11 protein-coding genes, 2 tRNA genes and 2 rRNA genes are annotated in these 16,988 nt (G+C 44.6%); 10 read left to right on the forward strand and 5 right to left on the reverse strand.

Annotation, left to right across the window (positions count from 1 at the left end):
- The 4 genes from rrf (ACSLUR_RS16350) to ACSLUR_RS16365 all read left to right on the forward strand — a co-directional run.
- Positions 1-97: ribosomal RNA gene (gene rrf / locus ACSLUR_RS16350) — 5S ribosomal RNA — on the forward strand; the annotation flags it as partial.
- 44 nt (positions 98-141) lie between these two features.
- A tRNA-Tyr gene (locus ACSLUR_RS16355) sits at positions 142-226 on the forward strand.
- An 86-nt stretch (positions 227-312) separates the two neighbouring features.
- A 5S ribosomal RNA gene (gene rrf, locus ACSLUR_RS16360) occupies positions 313-439 on the forward strand.
- Positions 440-483: 44 nt separating this feature from the next.
- Positions 484-568, forward strand: a tRNA-Tyr gene (locus ACSLUR_RS16365).
- Positions 569-626: 58 nt separating this feature from the next.
- Here the strand turns inward: ACSLUR_RS16365 and ACSLUR_RS16370 are convergent.
- Complete coding sequence (locus tag ACSLUR_RS16370; RefSeq protein WP_448556320.1) at positions 627-1,949, reverse strand: spinster family MFS transporter; 1,323 nt, start codon at positions 1,947-1,949, stop codon at positions 627-629.
- A 109-nt stretch (positions 1,950-2,058) separates the two neighbouring features.
- The gene (locus tag ACSLUR_RS16375; protein WP_448556322.1) at positions 2,059-3,678 is read right to left on the reverse strand and encodes a response regulator; all 1,620 of its coding nucleotides are present in this window, start codon (positions 3,676-3,678) and stop codon (positions 2,059-2,061) included.
- Between the two features lie 388 nt (positions 3,679-4,066).
- On the opposite strand from ACSLUR_RS16375, the gene ACSLUR_RS16380 reads away from it, so the two are divergent.
- Positions 4,067-4,933, forward strand: coding sequence for an SEL1-like repeat protein (locus ACSLUR_RS16380; protein ID WP_448556324.1), 867 nt, complete (start codon positions 4,067-4,069; stop codon positions 4,931-4,933).
- A 55-nt stretch (positions 4,934-4,988) separates the two neighbouring features.
- Here the strand turns inward: ACSLUR_RS16380 and ACSLUR_RS16385 are convergent, their stop codons facing one another.
- Both ACSLUR_RS16385 and ilvC read right to left on the reverse strand, forming a co-directional pair.
- Entirely contained in the window at positions 4,989-6,905 is a 1,917-nt protein-coding gene (locus ACSLUR_RS16385; protein WP_448556326.1) for a methyl-accepting chemotaxis protein, read from the reverse strand.
- A 456-nt stretch (positions 6,906-7,361) separates the two neighbouring features.
- Positions 7,362-8,846, reverse strand: coding sequence for a ketol-acid reductoisomerase (gene ilvC / locus ACSLUR_RS16390; RefSeq protein ID WP_448556328.1), 1,485 nt, complete (start codon positions 8,844-8,846; stop codon positions 7,362-7,364).
- A 153-nt stretch (positions 8,847-8,999) separates the two neighbouring features.
- On the opposite strand from ilvC, the gene ilvY reads away from it, so the two are divergent.
- Positions 9,000-9,890 carry an HTH-type transcriptional activator IlvY gene (ilvY, locus tag ACSLUR_RS16395; RefSeq protein ID WP_448556330.1) on the forward strand — a complete coding sequence of 297 codons (891 nt, stop codon included), beginning with the start codon at positions 9,000-9,002 and terminating at the stop codon, positions 9,888-9,890.
- Positions 9,891-9,911: 21 nt separating this feature from the next.
- Here ilvY and ACSLUR_RS16400 read toward each other — a convergent pair whose 3' ends face one another.
- A complete protein-coding gene (locus ACSLUR_RS16400) occupies positions 9,912-11,435 on the reverse strand; it encodes a YifB family Mg chelatase-like AAA ATPase (RefSeq protein ID WP_448556332.1) in 1,524 nt (507 codons plus the stop codon).
- Positions 11,436-11,956: 521 nt separating this feature from the next.
- Between ACSLUR_RS16400 and ilvG the strand changes: the two genes are divergently transcribed.
- From ilvG to ilvD, 4 genes are all read left to right on the forward strand, one after another.
- Positions 11,957-13,633: an acetolactate synthase 2 catalytic subunit gene (gene ilvG, locus ACSLUR_RS16405; protein ID WP_448556334.1), complete on the forward strand. Its 1,677-nt coding sequence runs from the start codon at positions 11,957-11,959 to the stop codon at positions 13,631-13,633.
- A 59-nt stretch (positions 13,634-13,692) separates the two neighbouring features.
- Entirely contained in the window at positions 13,693-13,962 is a 270-nt protein-coding gene (ilvM, locus tag ACSLUR_RS16410; RefSeq protein ID WP_115998584.1) for an acetolactate synthase 2 small subunit, read from the forward strand.
- Between the two features lie 52 nt (positions 13,963-14,014).
- A complete protein-coding gene (locus ACSLUR_RS16415) occupies positions 14,015-14,941 on the forward strand; it encodes a branched-chain amino acid transaminase (protein WP_448556336.1) in 927 nt (308 codons plus the stop codon).
- 154 nt (positions 14,942-15,095) lie between these two features.
- The gene (gene ilvD / locus ACSLUR_RS16420) at positions 15,096-16,970 is read left to right on the forward strand and encodes a dihydroxy-acid dehydratase (protein WP_448556338.1); all 1,875 of its coding nucleotides are present in this window, start codon (positions 15,096-15,098) and stop codon (positions 16,968-16,970) included.
- Positions 16,971-16,988 lie beyond the last annotated feature (18 nt).

Raw genomic sequence — 16,988 nt, forward strand, 5'->3', positions numbered from 1 at the left:
GTAGAACCACCTGACCCCATGCCGAACTCAGAAGTGAAATGCAACTGCGCCGATGGTAGTGTGGGAGGTCCCATGTGAGAGTAGGTCATCGCTAGGCACATATTTTAAAGCCCAGTATAAACTGGGCTTTATCCCGTTTTTGGAGGGGTTCCCGAGTGGCCAAAGGGATCAGACTGTAAATCTGACGGCTCCGCCTTCGGTGGTTCGAATCCACCTCCCTCCACCATATAAATAAAGCTCGACTGATGTCGGGCTTTTTTTATGTCTGAATTAAATATACTGTTTTAACAGGGTGAGCAAATAAGAGTTTCACCTAGCGACAATAGCGTTGTAGAACCATCTGGCCCCATGCGCTATGCAATAGAAAGGCAGAAGTGAAATGCAACCTAGCGTCTATGGTCTATGGGAGGTCCCATGTGAGAGTAGGTCATCGCTAGGCACATATTTTAAAGCTCAGTATAAACTGGGCTTTATCCCGTTTCTGGAGGGGTTCCCGAGTGGCCAAAGGGATCAGACTGTAAATCTGACGGCTCCGCCTTCGGTGGTTCGAATCCACCTCCCTCCACCATATAAAAAAAGCTGCCTAATCGGCAGCTTTTTTTTCGCCTAAAATATATTGCTGCCTGTTATTCAGGGGCGTTTTCTAAATCCTCTCTAAGACTTCTAGCACCATAAATAAAGTGGCAAACGGACCAGAAGCTTACGATCGGCAGAATATAAAGCATTGCATAGCGTAATGAATCAGCACCATAAGTTGGTGCTAAAAAGTCGCTAAGTAAGCCGATTGAAGATGGCCCCAAGCCTAAGCCAATAATATTAATAATTAAAAAGAATATTGCTGATGACATAGCACGCATCTTCAAGCCAACTAAGCTATGCGTAGTTGCTACAACGCATCCGAGGAATAAGTTACCCATCATTGCAGGAATAACTAAGCTAGATAGTGCCATATGTTTATCATCAGCAATACAAAACAACACTAAGAAAGGTAAACCGATGAACGCGGCTAACGCCGGTAACCAGGCATACCATCGCGGATCTTTCTTTGCTAACTTGTCAGCCAGCACGCCGCCACCAAATACACCCACAGCGCCACCTACACCAATGATCAATGCTAACCATGCGCCAAGCTCTGTCGTTGAGATACCGTAGCTGCGAATCATAAAAGACGCTGCCCAGTTAACAAATCCATAGCTCACAAAAGCAGTAAGTGCTGAGCCAATTGCTAAATGAACAAACGAAGAGCGGCTAAGTAATAACTTGAAAGTTTGCTTGAAGCTCGGTGCAGCTTCTTGAGCGGTAACTTTATTTTCGGATAAGCCCCTGATCGGTTCTTTTAAAGTAAATCGAACGACAATCGCTAATATAATGCCTGGTGCACCGACAACGAGAAATGCGGTTCGCCAACCAAATACTTCATTAAGCCAGCCGCCTAGCAAGAAGCCGAAAAGAATACCGATATTAACCCCGGTTGAATAGAAACCTATCGCTCCAGCTCTTGCTTCTCGGGGAAAAATGTCTGAGATAATGGAATGAGATGGTGGACTACAGCCTGCTTCCCCAACACCAACGCCAATACGGGCAAGTAACAACTGAAAGTAATTTTGTACAAAGCCGCTGATTGCCGTCATGAAGCTCCAGACAAACAAAGCGATTGAAATGATATTGCGACGATTACCGCTGTCAGCCCATTTTGCTATCGGTATGCCAGCGAGTACATAAAATAGTGCAAAAGAAAAACCTGTTAACAAGCCAAGTTGTCCGTCAGATAGACCTAAGTCGGCTTTGATCCCTTCTTGTAATATCGACAAGAGTTGCCGGTCGATAAAATTGAAGCTATAGACAATGGTTAGCAGCACTAGCGCGTAATATTTTTGAGGTTGCGTAGCGTATGCTGTTGAGGTTGACGTGATGACCGGATTACTTTGTGGTGTGCTACTTTGCGCCATTATCAGTTTCCTATCCGTCTATTATTGTTGTTTTTGCACAAATAATAGTCAGGTCTGTTGGCTGATAAGTCAACACTGAATTTATTTTATAAATAGTAGATATAGTTAACTATTTAAATGATTGATAGTGTTCGTTTAGTATTTGATAGCGATGATGGGCAGGGTGAGAGTCAGGTAAACCTACCAGCGAAGCTAATAACTCGCCTGCTTTTACAAGCTTCGCTTCGTCATTTTGTTGTTTATGACAAGCAAGTAGTGCTTGAATAAGGTTGAGCTTTATACCGATATGCTGAGGATACAAGCTTTGCGCAGCAGATAAACCGGCCAGCGCTTGCTGATAGTGATTTTGCCGAAAGTATGCTGATGCTTGATTAAGGGCTTGTTGTGCAATTGCTTGTTCGTCTTTTTGCACTGAACCGTCAACTATCATATCAACGTGTGCCATTAATTCTATATTGTCTTGTTCACGTTCAACTACTTGATTAATCAGCTCATTCGCTGTCTCGTTCCTGTTCAAGTCAATCAACAGCTTTGAAATACTGATCATCGATGAAGATTCAAGCTGTTCTGCTACTGAATGAATATACTTTTCCGTTCTAGAGAGCAGCTGTTTAGCATCATATTCGCCATGACTTTTCAGCATTAAACGAGCTGTATGTAGGTTCGATTGCACTCTTACATCAGCTTGGTTAAAGGTTTTACTTGTTTCGTGCAAGGCGTTAATTACACGATTCTTTTTGACCTTTAAGTCGTGTTCGCTAAGCTCAGGGGCAAGTTGGTTAAGTGCCTCTGAAAAGTTAAAGGCGTTATCCGCTTTGTGATGAATTGAATTAAATGAAAGCTGATAATTTTGTTCAAAAGCCCGAGTGGCTTTTTCATAATTCCGCGTATCAAAGCAGAGCTTAGCAAAACGCTCCAATCGCTTTACCGACAATGGTGAAATATTTAATGCGCTCTCTAGTATGTCTTGCGCTTTAGTATATTGCTCAATCGTTTCATAACTTGTGGCAAGCCAATCATATGAAGCAAGATACAGTGGATGTTTATCGACTAATTCTGAAAAATAGTTAATTGCCGTTGAGTAATCTTGCTCCTGAAGGGCGATTTTTCCCAGACCAATACTGGCCCATTGGCAGTTCCTTACCGACTTAAACTGGTGATAAATTTTTGCGGCTTGCTTAAACTGATTTTGCTCGAATAATTGGCGTGACTTTATTCCAAAACATTCAGTCACGTATGGTGTGTTTCTTTCAATCGCGCGGTCACATAGCGCAATGGCAGCTTCTGAATCTTGGGCATCTAGTGCTTGATAAATGTCCTTCATATGGCGCTTTTTGTTATAGCACCTATCTAAACGTTGTAGTAAATCTTTGGGACGATAAGGTTTTGTTAGGTAATCGTCAGGCTTATGTTCTAAAGCTGCCAACACCATGGCTTGAGAGTTTTCTGCAGTGATCAGGATAACCACAGACTGGCGGTTTACTAGTCCGTTTTCTCGCAGCTCTTCCAACAGTTGCTGGCCATTCTTTTGACTTTCGCCCAAGTCATAACCAAGTAATAATACATCGTAGTGATTCTCGGCACAACGCAGCATTATATCTTTCGTGTATCCACTTGCCTCAACGACCTCTGGATCTAAGTTAAATGCAAACTGTTTTAGCAAGTCTCGGGAAGGCTTAACGCTGTCGATAATTAAGAATCGCTTGTCGCGATATTTATTAACAGCCATTTTTATCCTGATTGATCATTTTAGTATTAGTGTTTTTAGCTAAAGTTGGCAGCAATGTCTAATAGATTAGGCCAAGTTGCTCTGCAAAGTTAGCTAAGTTTGCTATAGCTTAAGTTAAACGTAATTACGAAAACTTTAGTACAAATATATTGCTTGAATATTAATCGTTTGTTATAACTTTTTATAAGTATATCAGGAGGATGTAATGGAGTACGGCGAGTCAACAACAAATGGCGGTGTGACATATCAACATCAGTGTTCGCATTGTGGAGGTAATAAGCATCATGTTAAAGGCTGTATACGTTACGCTTATGTTTTTTTGCAGAGTCTGCCCCTATACCCTGTGGGGCGAAGAATTGAGCTAGAATGCACAGAGTGCTTAACTCGTGTGGACCAGCAAGGAATTGATGCTCAACTATACAAACAATTGCTAGGTTCGGCATTTACTATCTATCAGTTCCTGATCAAATTCACCGGCCTAATTCTCCTAATTTATTTGGCCGCTAGCTGGTGGCAGGAGCGACAAGCAGAGCAGCGTCAGCTTGAGCAACTCGTTAGCTATCCGCAGATTAATGACTTTCTGTTAATTGATTATCGAAAACTCAATAATCACTATCGCCCGCATGAAAAGTTTCGCATTGCGAAAGTTGTTGATTTAACTGGCGATACTGTTTCTGTTATTTATGGAAATTTCTTTTATCAACATCAGTCATCCTTTGAAGAAGCAATTTCGTCTGGGCAGACAAGGGCATTCAGTTATTTTGGCAAGAATAGCCATAATTTTACACAAGCCCAGTTCACGGACTTGTATCAACGAGAAGGCATAGTTAAAGCAGCTAGGCCGGAAGGCAATATGCTGTTTGGCAACTTTATTATTAGTGATACGGGTTATCAGGTAAGCACGAGCTACATCCCTGGTGAGCGTGAATACGCCTCAGGTTTAGCCTTTGAAAGAGCGAGCTATATTGAAGATCACTTGGTTAAGGCATTTATGAAGTTTGAACAATCTGCAACACAGGGCTTCGCTGCGGGTCAGATAAAGCTAGCAGAAATCTACTTAGCGGGTGATGTGGTCAAATCGGACTTTGATACTGCACTTTATTGGCTCGAGCAAGCGTCACTGCAAAGCAATAAACGAGCTATCAAAAAGTTTGCGATTGTATGTCAGCAAACCAAAGCCTGTGACTTAGCCAGCTTCTATCAAAGACTGTTAGATTTCGGCGTGAATATTACCGTCAATAAAAAGAACTTATAAAAAAAGCGATGCTATTCATCGGGAATGCATCGCTTTCTCATTAGCAGGTTACAATTTATTTATGATGCTCAAACTGAGTAACTAAGGTATCAAGTGTTTCGGCCAGCTCATTCAGCTGCTCTGTGCTATTAGCAATTGCCTGAACATTGTTCATGTTCTCTTCTGAGATCTCACGAATTTCTGACATATTATTGTTAATATCGTTTAGTGAAATCGCCTGTTGTTCAGTTGCAGTTGCCACCAAATGATTAGTGTCAGAGATTTGTAGCGTTAGCTCACCGCTCAGTTGCAGTTTGTCCTGCGCCTCATTAATCGAGGCATTCGTACTTTCTGATTGCGCGATAATCGCTTTGATCTCTGCGGTAGCAGCGGTAGATGTTTGTTGCAGTTGCTCCATTATGGTCTGAATTTCCGTGGTCGAGTCAGCCGTTTTGCCTGCTAAACTGCGGACTTCTTCAGCGACCACCGCGAAGCCACGACCGTGCTCGCCAGCTCGCGCTGCTTCAATTGCAGCGTTAAGTGCTAACAAGTTAGTTTGATCTGAAATCGATTCAATGACACCTAAAGCTTGCGCGATGGTTTCGGTGTTTTCCGTTAGATTAGCAATAACCGTAGACACGTCGTGAATTTTGCCACCAAGCTGATCAATATCTGATTTCGCATGGGTGATCACTGTTGCGATTTCACTGCCGTTGTTACGTACGTTCTCTGCCAAGTCAGACGCCTGAACAGCACTTTGGGCAATTTCTGAAACTGTGGTGTTGATTTGCGACAGGGCATTAGAAATATGTTGTGTGTTGGTGTCGTTATTAGCGGCACTTGTCTTAGTCTGCTCACTTTTCGAGGCTAGCTCGTCAGCGGTTTTATGTAACTCTCGGCTACTCTGTGCAATCGTCTCAAATAGCTCGGCTAGTTTACCGATAAAGGCATTGTAACCTTTGGCAACTGCAACTAATTCCTGTTGACCAGTTTCCGGAATTCGGTGATTTAGATCGGCTTCACCTTGTCCCATTTGGGTAAATAGCTGTGCTAACTGATTAATTGGCTGAGAAATCGATCGTGCAATTAACATCGCAACAGCGGCAGTTACTACTACAATAAGCAATGTCCAGATGATCATGTTTACTGTGGCATTGTTCAGCTGCTCATAGGCTTCCGCTTGTGACAATTGCCCAATCACAAACCATTGTGCGGAAGGCACATAGCTTGAGCTAATTAGTAAGTTTTCACCGTTAACTTCGGCATCAATTTGATTGTAGCTTGCAGCATTTAGTAACTGTTTGGCCGCAGGGCCATAGACATCAGTGATATTTTTGCCAATAAACTGCTCGTCGTTGTGGAGTTGAATCTTGCCGTCTTTATCGACTAAATAAACAAAGCCGGTTTTCTCAAGACGAAAGGTATTCAGTAGGTTAACCGCATCTTCAAAAGATTTACCAATGCCTGACAAGCCTAAACCGTTAAGCTGTTGGTGATTAACAAACAAATCTACTCGTTGACCGCCGGGGTAGCGATAGATACTAATTGAGGTATCTTGGCCACTATCGCGATATGCAAAGAACCAGCCGTCTTCACCATTGTTTGCTTCCAGTTGCCTTAAAAAGCCTTTTTCATTCCAATAATTACCATTTCGTCGATCGACAAATGAAGTACTACTAAAGCCATTAACGCGGCCAATTTCGGCAAGTTTCTCAATAACCAGTGGCTCTTCGCCTTTGTCGCTGCCAGCTTCTGCCCATTTGATAAGAAAAGGGTCGTTTGAAAGTTGCTTGGCAACGATATGCATCAGCGCGATTTCTTTTTCAATTTCACCACTGATTTGTTGCATGGCACTGGGCAACTCTTTTTCTAACAAGCGCGCTTCAACTACATCGCGTGCTACCCATTGACTAAAAGTTCCTACTGATAACGCGGTTAGTAACACACATAAAAGTAACGCGAATGTTATTTTTTTGTTAATGGAAAACAACAACTTATTCCTTGATCTAAAACAAAGTTACATATTTTAACAGTTAAATTTTAGAAGCCAATTGAACTATACAATCAATCTTTTCATTTGTTGATAAGCCAATGAATCTAGTATTTTTTTATTACTATAGCGATTTGTTATATAGCATATGGCTTTAGCTTTTGGTTGATTGTTGAACAATAAAGGGGGGGGAATGCTTACAACTGCAAAAGAAGTGGTTTATTTTAGCGATATAAGAAGGCTTGATTAGTGCTAACAAAGATCATTGCTTGATGATGGATGGGTGACATTCGCAATGGCTGATAGCAAGTTCAGTCACCCGATTTGCAGCGAGCAAATTTAAAGAAATAGGTAAATCTATAGTTAGTTACTTAGATTAAACTGCAGATAAGGTGTTGCTCACCTTATCTGCATAACTTACCTGAGTATCTTATCTAAGTATTTGTGTATTGAAGAGAATTAAAGATCTGCTTCAACAATACGCTTCATATCTGTCATATAGCCACGTAACTCTTTACCAACAGTTTCTACAGGGTGAGTACGAATCGCTTCATTCACTTCAATTAAACGCACGTTATCAACACCATTGTTGGCAGTAGCTAAGCCTTCACCTAAATCTGCTAGGCTTAATTTGCTAACAAAGTCAGACAATAATGGTACTGCCGCATGGCTGAATAAGTAGTTACCGTATTCCGCTGTATCTGAGATTACCACGTTCATTTCGTACAACTTATTACGTGCAATACAGTTCGCGATCAATGGCGTTTCATGCAGTGATTCGTAATAAGCTGACTCTTCGATAATACCGGCAGCCACCATAGATTCGAACGCTAATTCAACACCTGCTTTAACCATCGCCACTAAGAAAATACCGCGGTCGTAGTATTCTTGCTCAGTAATTTCAGCATCGCTGTCTGGTGCCAATTCAAACGAGGTTTCTGCCGTTTGTGCGCGCCACGTTAATAGGTTTTTATCATCGTTAGCCCAGTCTTCCATCATAGTGGCAGAGAAGTGACCTTCGATAATATCATCCATATGCTTTTCAAATAGTGGGCGAAGGATTACTTTTAACTCTTCTGCCATATCGTATGCTTTGATTTTCGCAGGATTTGACAGGCGATCCATCATATTGGTGATACCGCCATGCTTTAAGCCTTCGGTAACGGTTTCCCAACCGTATTGAATAAGCTTGCGAGCGTAGCCCGCGTCAACGCCATTGGCGACTAACTGCTGGTGGCCTAAAATAGCACCCGTTTGCAACATACCACATAGAATGGTTTGCTCACCCATTAAGTCAGATTTCACTTCTGCGATAAATGATGACTCAAGTACACCAGCGCGATCACCGCCTGTAGCTGATGCGTATGCTTTCGCAATTGCTAAGCCGTTACCGTTTGGATCATTTTCAGGGTGAACAGCGATTAGGGTAGGTACACCGAAACCACGCTTGTATTCTTCGCGTACTTCAGTACCCGGGCACTTAGGCGCTACCATCACAACTGTGATGTCTGGGCGAATTTGCATGCCTTCTTCAACGATATTAAAACCGTGAGAGTATGCAAGTGTAGAGCCGTGCTTCATTAGCGGCATTACCGCGCTAACCGCTGAAGTGTGTTGCTTATCTGGTGTCAGGTTAAGTACTAAATCCGCTTGTGGAATTAACTCTTCGTAAGTACCTACAGTAAAGCCATTTTCTGTTGCCCAGCGCCAAGATTGACGTTTTTCAGCAATCGCCGCTTCACGCAAGGCGTAGCTGATATTTAGGCCAGAATCACGCATGTTTAAACCTTGGTTTAAACCTTGGGCACCACAACCGACAATAACGATATTCCAGTCCTTGATAAAGTTACAGCCGTCAGCAAATTCTTCGCGTTTCATAAAACGACATTTGCCAAGTTGGGCAAGCTGCTCACGCAAGCTTAAAGTGTTGAAGTAGTTAGCCATAGCGGATTCCATTTTTCTAAATTAATTGGTTGAGCACACCATAGCGCAGGGTTATTATTGCCTAAAGTGAATTATTTGCATTGTTGTGTTGCAAAATACGCAACGTAATTCTTTAAGAACTCAGTCGAATTTGTATGGCAGGGAGTTAACCCTATGGATACCAAATCGTTGGCGATGTTTCATCACCTCGCCAAGCAGCTGCATTTTGGCAAAACTGCCGAGCAGTTTTATGTCAGCCCTTCAACGCTGAGTCGCACCATTACGCGCTTGGAAGAAGAGCTAGGTTGCCAGTTGCTGATCCGCGATAACCGCACGGCAAAGCTTACATCTGCAGGTGAACAACTTAAACACTATGCCGAGCAGCAGCTAGAGCAATTATCCCTATTAAAGCTCTCGCTCAACCAACAACAAGCCCAGTTAACAGGTCAGCTTCATATTTATTGCTCAGTTACGGCTGCCTATAGTCATTTACCTAAATTAATTGACAGTTTTCGACAACAACACCCGCTCGTTGAACTAATGCTAACCACTGGTGATGCGGCAGGCGCTCTGCCGCAAGTGCAGCAACAGCAGGTTGATATCGCCATAGCCGCGATGCCAGAGAACTTATCCAGTAGTTATCATTTCCACCATATCGAGCAAGTTCCGCTTAACATTATTGCCCCGACCATGGCATGCCATGTTCAACAGCAATTGCAGGCGAAGATGATCAACTGGTCCGAAATTCCGGTGATATTGCCAGAGCATGGCTCAGCGCGTACGCGATTTGAAAAATGGCTGCGCAGTATGCAATTTGGCAAGCCCAATATTTACGCCACCGTGTCCGGCCACGAGGCAATTGTCAGTATGGTGGCGCTTGGTTGTGGCATTGGCATTGCGCCACAGGTGGTTGTGGATCTTAGCCCAGTGAAAGACAGGGTCTATGCGCTAGATATTGAGCACGGTATCAAGCCCTTCGATCTTGGTGTGTGCTGTTTAAATATTCGCAAAGAGCAGCCACTAGTGAAGGCGTTTTTACAATCAATCAGCCACAGTGCGGCTTAAAGTGCAGCCTAAGCTGTAAGACTAAACTGCGAGCGCATCGGTTAGATGGCGTAAAATGCGATCCATCGCTCGGTATGAGAGTGCTTCAATTAAATGACTATGGGCAATCGCCTCACTGTTATCCATATCTGCCAAAGTGCGGGCAATTTTAAGAATTTTATGATGGGCGCGGGTCGACAGCCCAAGTTTTTCCACGGCTAACTCTAAAAACTCGTTATCTTCTGGCGATAACGTACAATGCTCGCGCAGCTCACTGCTGCTGAGTAAGGCGTTGGCCTTTCCTTGTCGTGTTAACTGAATTGAACGACAGTGCATTACCCGCTCTCGTACCGCCTCGCTGCTTTCCTCATGTTGTTGGTTATCGCTCCAAATGCCTCTGGGCAAGCGTGCCACTTCAATTTGAATGTCAATGCGATCGAGAAAAGGGCCCGATAGGCGGTTGAGGTAACGTAGCGTTTGTTCGGGTGTACTGCGTTTGTCGTTGTAAAACCCCGTTGGGCTTGGGTTCATTGCCGCCACTAATTGAAACTGTGCAGGGAAGGTTTGTTTGTGGTTGGCACGCGAAATGGTGACTTCACCTGACTCCATTGGTTCACGCATAACATCCAACACTTTGCGATCAAATTCTGGTAGCTCATCTAAAAACAGCACACCATTGTGCGCTAAAGATACTTCGCCCGGTTGTGGATATGAGCCACCGCCAATAAGTGCCGCTGCGGTGGCGGTGTGGTGGGGCGAGCGGAAAGGTCGGATCCCCCACGTGGTGCTATCAATATCATGTTGGCTGATTGATTGTATGGCGGCGCTTTCAATTGCTTCGTCGCGACTCATTTGCGGCAATATACCCGGTAAACGGCTAGCCAGCATGGTTTTGCCTGTGCCCGGTGGGCCAACAAATAATAAATTATGGCCACCGCTGGCAGCGATCTCCAACGCCCGCTTAGCCAGTGGCTGGCCAATCACATCCTTCATATCTAATGATACTTGTTGGCTCGGCGGTTGCTTATCTTGGCTGGTAAAAAATGGGAGAGGCGATTGTCTGGCAAAGTGGGGGAAAAGCTGTTGTAAGTGATCTATCGCGATCACTTTAGGGGCTTCAAGCCATTGCGCTTTCTCTGCATTTTTACTGGGGATTACTAAGGTTCTACCTGCTTGCTGGCAGGCAAGCGTCAATGGAATTTCGCCAATAATGGCTCTGAGTTCACCTGATAAGGCCAGCTCGCCCGCAAACTCGTATTCGCTTAAATCGTGATTGGGTAGTTGGTTTGAAGCGGCGAGAATGCCCATGGCGATCGGCAAATCAAAACGGCCACCTTCTTTGGGTAGATCTGCAGGTGCAAGGTTCACCGTAATGCGTTTGGCGGGAAACTCATAGCCGCAATTAATAAGCGCACTACGCACTCTGTCTTTTGATTCTTTAACTGAGGTTTCAGGCAAGCCAACAATCGAAAATGCTGGGAGCCCATTGGAAATATGCACTTCAACCGTCACTAAAGGCGATGATAAACCAAGGCGAGCACGGCTATAAACACAGGCGAGAGACATAAAAATCCTTTTTAAATCAATCCATTTTTATAGAGTGTAGTGGCTATGTGCTAAGTTCGCGAATTAGCTGTTGAATCAGCTAAGTTAGACCCGATTCAGGCATAGATAAATGCTAAGAATAGTAACTATTTCGTAGTCATTAAAATTTGATCTGAAAAGTGCTTGCACACGGGTGATGGGCTGTGATACTAATTTAAAAAGATTAACCAGTTAAATATTTTTTCAGAAAAAATAAATAACTATTCACATTTTTGTCAGTAGAATTTTAGCAAAACATGAATAACGTAAGCGCAGTGATTATTAACATTCTCGTCGTGGTGATTATTAAATCATCGCGGGGAAGTTGGTTGCGCTAAGAAAAATTTCTGAAATCAAAATACCAACCCCCGCTCCGAAAGGACCGGGGGTTTTGTTTTACTTAAGGCTTGAATTTTTTGTCGTAAAGCAGAGCTTGCTCTTAAGTAGTTAAACTGAAACTTAATTAACTCATTGATTAACGATATATTATAGCGAAAACCGCAATGACAACTGAACACACACATACAGGTGCAACCATGCTTTTAAATGTTTTACAGCAGCATGGTGTAAAGCATGTTTTTGGCTACCCAGGCGGCGCGATTATGCCGATCTATGATGCCCTGTATGACAGTGAGGTTCAGCATTTCTTGTGTCGCCATGAGCAAGGGGCGGCGTTTTCTGCGGTCGGTTATGCACGTGCGGCTAAACAAGTGGGTGTCTGCTTTGCAACTTCAGGCCCAGGTGCAACGAATTTGATCACTGGCTTAGCCGATGCTTATGCCGACTCTATTCCAGTAGTCGCCATTACTGGCCAAGTGGCGACAGGTGCGATGGGCTCAGATGCATTTCAAGAAGTCGATATTATCGGCTTGTCGCTGGCGTGCACTAAACACTGTTTTCAAGTACGTGATGTCAATGAACTTGCGTCAACGCTTCACCAGGCGTTTGATATTGCGCTATCTGGCCGACAAGGGCCGGTGCTGGTTGATATTCCAAAGGATATTCAATTAGCTGTGGTCACCAAAACGCTTGAAGCGGTACCGACGAGTGTGATGCCCGCATCAAATGAACCAGCCAATATGGGAACCGCTCTGGCATTGCTTAGCCAAGCGCAAAAGCCGATTTTATATGTTGGTGGCGGCGTTGGAATGGCCAATGCTGTACCTGAGCTGCGTGAATTCTTAGCGCAAACCAAGATGCCGAGTGTTTCAACGTTAAAGGGCTTAGGCACAGTGCCAGCGGATGATGAATACTACTTGGGTATGTTAGGTATGCACGGCACTAAAGCCGCTAACTTGGCGGTGCAAGAATGTGATTTGTTGATCGCTGTTGGTGCTCGCTTTGATGACAGGGTAACAGGCAAACTAGCTGAGTTCGCACCGCATGCCAAAGTGGTTCACTTTGACATTGACCAAGCGGAAGTGGGCAAGCGCAGAACTGCCCATGCTGCGGTATTAGGCGAGCTAAAAGTGAACTTGCCTGCGCTTGCCATGCCACTGTCGATTGAACCGTGGCAACAAAAATGTCAGCACCTAAAAGACAGCTTTGCTTGGGACTATAACCATCCGGGCGAGGGCATATATGCCCCTAAAGTATTAAACGAAATCTCGCTAAAAATGCCGGCGGACTCAGTGATCACCACAGATGTTGGTCAGCACCAAATGTGGGCGGCGCAGCATATGGCGATTAATGGCCCAGAGAATTTTTTAACCAGTGGTGGCTTAGGCACCATGGGCTTTGGTTTACCTGCTGCCATCGGTGCGCAAGTTAGTCGTCCAACCGATACCATCATCGCGGTGACCGGCGATGGTTCATTTATGATGAACGTGCAAGAGATGGCAACTATCAAGCGCTTTCAACTACCGATCAAGATCGTGTTAATCGACAACAGCAAGTTAGGCATGGTGCGTCAATGGCAAGACTTATTCTTTAATGGTCGATTAAGTGAAACAGACCTGTCAGATAATCCTGATTTTGTCATGTTGGCCAACGCTTTTAATATCAAAGCGAAACAAATTACCACTAAAGCCGAGGTGTCTTCGGCTATCGATGAAATGCTCGCGCATAACGGCCCGTATTTATTGCAGGTCAAAATTGATGAAGCAGATAACGTTTGGCCACTGGTGCCGCCGGAAACTGCGAACGACAAAATGATAGAAACCCAAGATAAAGTGAACTAACGCAACGCCGCTAATGCAATTAAGGCTAAACCAAAACGAGACTATTGATAGGAATCGCCATGAACACTGCTACACCAGAACATACGTTAAGAATTTCTGCCGCTCAGCAAAACACGGTACTAGAGCGTATTTTACAAGTGACCCGTTATCGTGGTTTTCAGGTCAATGGTATCAATATGTTTTCTGAGCAAAGCAGTGATGCGCTTGATATTGAAATGACAGTCTCATCAGAGCACCCAGTTAGCCAGTTGCAGTTACAATTAAGTAAATTGTTCGATATTAAAACAATTGAAATTCAAGATACCGCTAGCGCGCAATGTCGCGCATAATGTAGGCGGAATAACAGATAAGGTCAGCAAGACCCAATAGATAGGAATTATTATGGCTAAAGTAAGCGCAGAACTCATTTGGTTTAACGGTAAACTCATCCCTTGGGCGGATGCGACCGTGCATGTCATGAGTCATGCTCTGCACTATGGTTCATCAGTGTTTGAAGGTATTCGCGCCTACAACACGCACAAAGGCACCTGTATTTTCAGGTTGCAAGAACACGTTGATCGTCTATTCGATTCAGCAAAAGTTTACCGTATGGATATTCCATACACCAATGAAGAAGTGGTACAAGCGTGTAAAGACGCCGTGGTTAAAAATGGTTTAAAAGCCGCCTACTTACGTCCATTAGCATTTTTGGGTGATATTGGTATGGGTCTTCGTCCACCACTAGATGCGCAAGCGGATCTAATGGTTGCCGCATTTAACTGGGAAGCTTATTTAGGTGCCGATGCCATTGAAGGTGGTGTCGAAGTGGGCGTTTCAAGCTGGAACCGCTTAGCACCGAACACTATGCCAACAGCGGCAAAAGCTGGTGGTAACTACTTATCGTCGCAGTTGATTTCGATGGAAGCGGGTCGCCACGGTTACACTGAAGGTATTGCATTAGACGTCAACAATATGGTGAGCGAAGGCGCTGGCCAAAATTTATTCCTAGTGCGCAATGGTGTGATTTACACGCCATTTAGTACTGCGTCTATTTTACCGGGCTTAACCCGTGATGCGGTGATCACCCTAGCGCGTGACTTGGGCTATGAAGTGCGTGAAGAGCCAATTTCTCGCGAGTCGCTTTACCTAGCGGATGAATTCTTTATGACAGGTACTGCAACTGAAATTGTGCCAGTGAAGTCAGTTGATGGTTTACCTGTAGGCAAAGGCTCGCGTGGCCCTGTCACTAAAGCCTTACAAGATGCCTTCTTTGGTATCTTTGATGGTACTACCGAAGATAAGTGGAACTGGTTAGAGCCAGTCGAATAAGGAAGCTTAATCGCACTATGACCGTTACCTAGTTGATGGTTGGGAATGCTCACTTATGCTAATAAGCTGCGCGTCCCCGCCTTGCTCTAGCGCGATTAACCCATCCTTATTAATTTAAAGCAGTTAACGAATACAGCAATAGTAGGACAAGAAAATGCCAAAATTACGATCAGCAACGTCAACACAAGGCCGAAATATGGCAGGCGCTCGCGCATTGTGGCGAGCAACAGGGATGACGGATGGAGACTTTGGCAAGCCTATTATTGCCGTAGTTAACTCATTTACTCAGTTTGTGCCGGGCCATGTTCATTTAAAAGATATGGGTCAGTTAGTGGCGTGTGCCATTGAAGAGGCTGGCGCAAACGCAAAAGAATTTAACACCATTGCCGTTGATGACGGTATTGCCATGGGGCACAGTGGCATGCTGTACAGCTTGCCATCGCGCGATCTCATCGCTGACTCGGTGGAGTACATGGTCAATGCTCACTGTGTCGATGCTATGGTGTGTATTTCTAACTGTGACAAGATCACGCCGGGCATGCTGATGGCGGCCATGCGCCTGAATATCCCCGTTATTTTTGTTTCAGGTGGCCCAATGGAAGCGGGTAAAACCAAGCTTTCTGATCAAATCATCAAGCTTGATTTAGTTGATGCCATGATCCAAGGTGCCGACCCAACGGTTAGCGACGAGCAAAGTGATCAAATCGAGCGCTCCGCTTGCCCAACCTGTGGCTCTTGCTCTGGTATGTTTACCGCCAACTCAATGAACTGTTTAGCCGAAGCATTAGGTTTAGCATTACCGGGTAACGGTTCAATGTTGGCGACGCACGCCGACCGCGAACAGCTATTTAAAAAAGCCGGTAAGCAAATTGTAGAACTTACAAAGCGTTACTACTTTGACGAAGACGAGTCTGCACTACCGCGTAATATCGCCAACCGCGATGCGATGCACAATGCCATGTGTTTAGACATTGCCATGGGCGGTTCAACCAATACGATTTTGCATTTATTAGCAGTCGCGCAAGAAGCGGGCATTGATTACACCATGGCCGACATGGACAAGTTATCTCGCGAAGTACCACAACTATGTAAAGTGGCGCCGTCGACGCAAAAATACCATATGGAAGATGTCCACCGTGCTGGCGGTGTTATTGGCATTTTAGGTGAATTGGCTCGTGCCAAACTATTAAAGCCTAACGTGACCAACGTGTTGGGCACTTCGTTAACTGAGCACTTAGCCCAGTACGATATTAAAGTGACTGACGACGAAGACGTTAAGAAATTCTATCGCGCAGGCCCTGCCGGCATTCGCACCACCAAAGCGTTTAGCCAAGATTGCCGCTGGGACACCTTAGACGATGATCGTGAAAATGGCTGTATTCGCTCACTTGATAACGCGTTTTCAACCGAAGGTGGCCTAGCGGTATTATCTGGCAACCTTGCCCTTGATGGCTGTGTCGTGAAAACCGCTGGCGTCAGTGAAGACAACTTGACGTTTACCGGACCTGCTCACGTTTTTGAAAGCCAAGACGATGCCGTTGAAGGTATTTTAAATGGTAGCGTTGTCGCTGGCGAGGTTGTTGTGATCCGCTACGAAGGCCCTAAAGGTGGCCCAGGTATGCAAGAAATGTTGTACCCAACAACGTACCTTAAATCTATGGGCTTAGGTAAAGCTTGTGCGTTGATTACTGATGGTCGTTTCTCGGGCGGTACTTCTGGTTTATCAATTGGCCATGTGTCGCCAGAAGCGGCAAGTGGCGGGGCGATTGCTTTAGTCGAAAATGGCGATGAGATTGTGATTGATATTCCAAGCCGTTCAATCAAGTTGAATATTAGCGATGACGAACTAGCGAAACGCCATGCTGCGATGGATGCTAAGCCTAACAGTTGGCACCCAGCAAGCCGCGTTCGCCCAATTAGTTACGCCTTGAAAAACTATGCGATGTTAGCCACAAGTGCTGATAAAGGCGCGGTACGTAATCGCGAGTTACTTGATAGTGCCGTATCAGACGGCTCAGATAAAACCTAGGGCAAGTAAGAGGCAACC

Source organism: Thalassotalea montiporae (assembly GCF_053485855.1).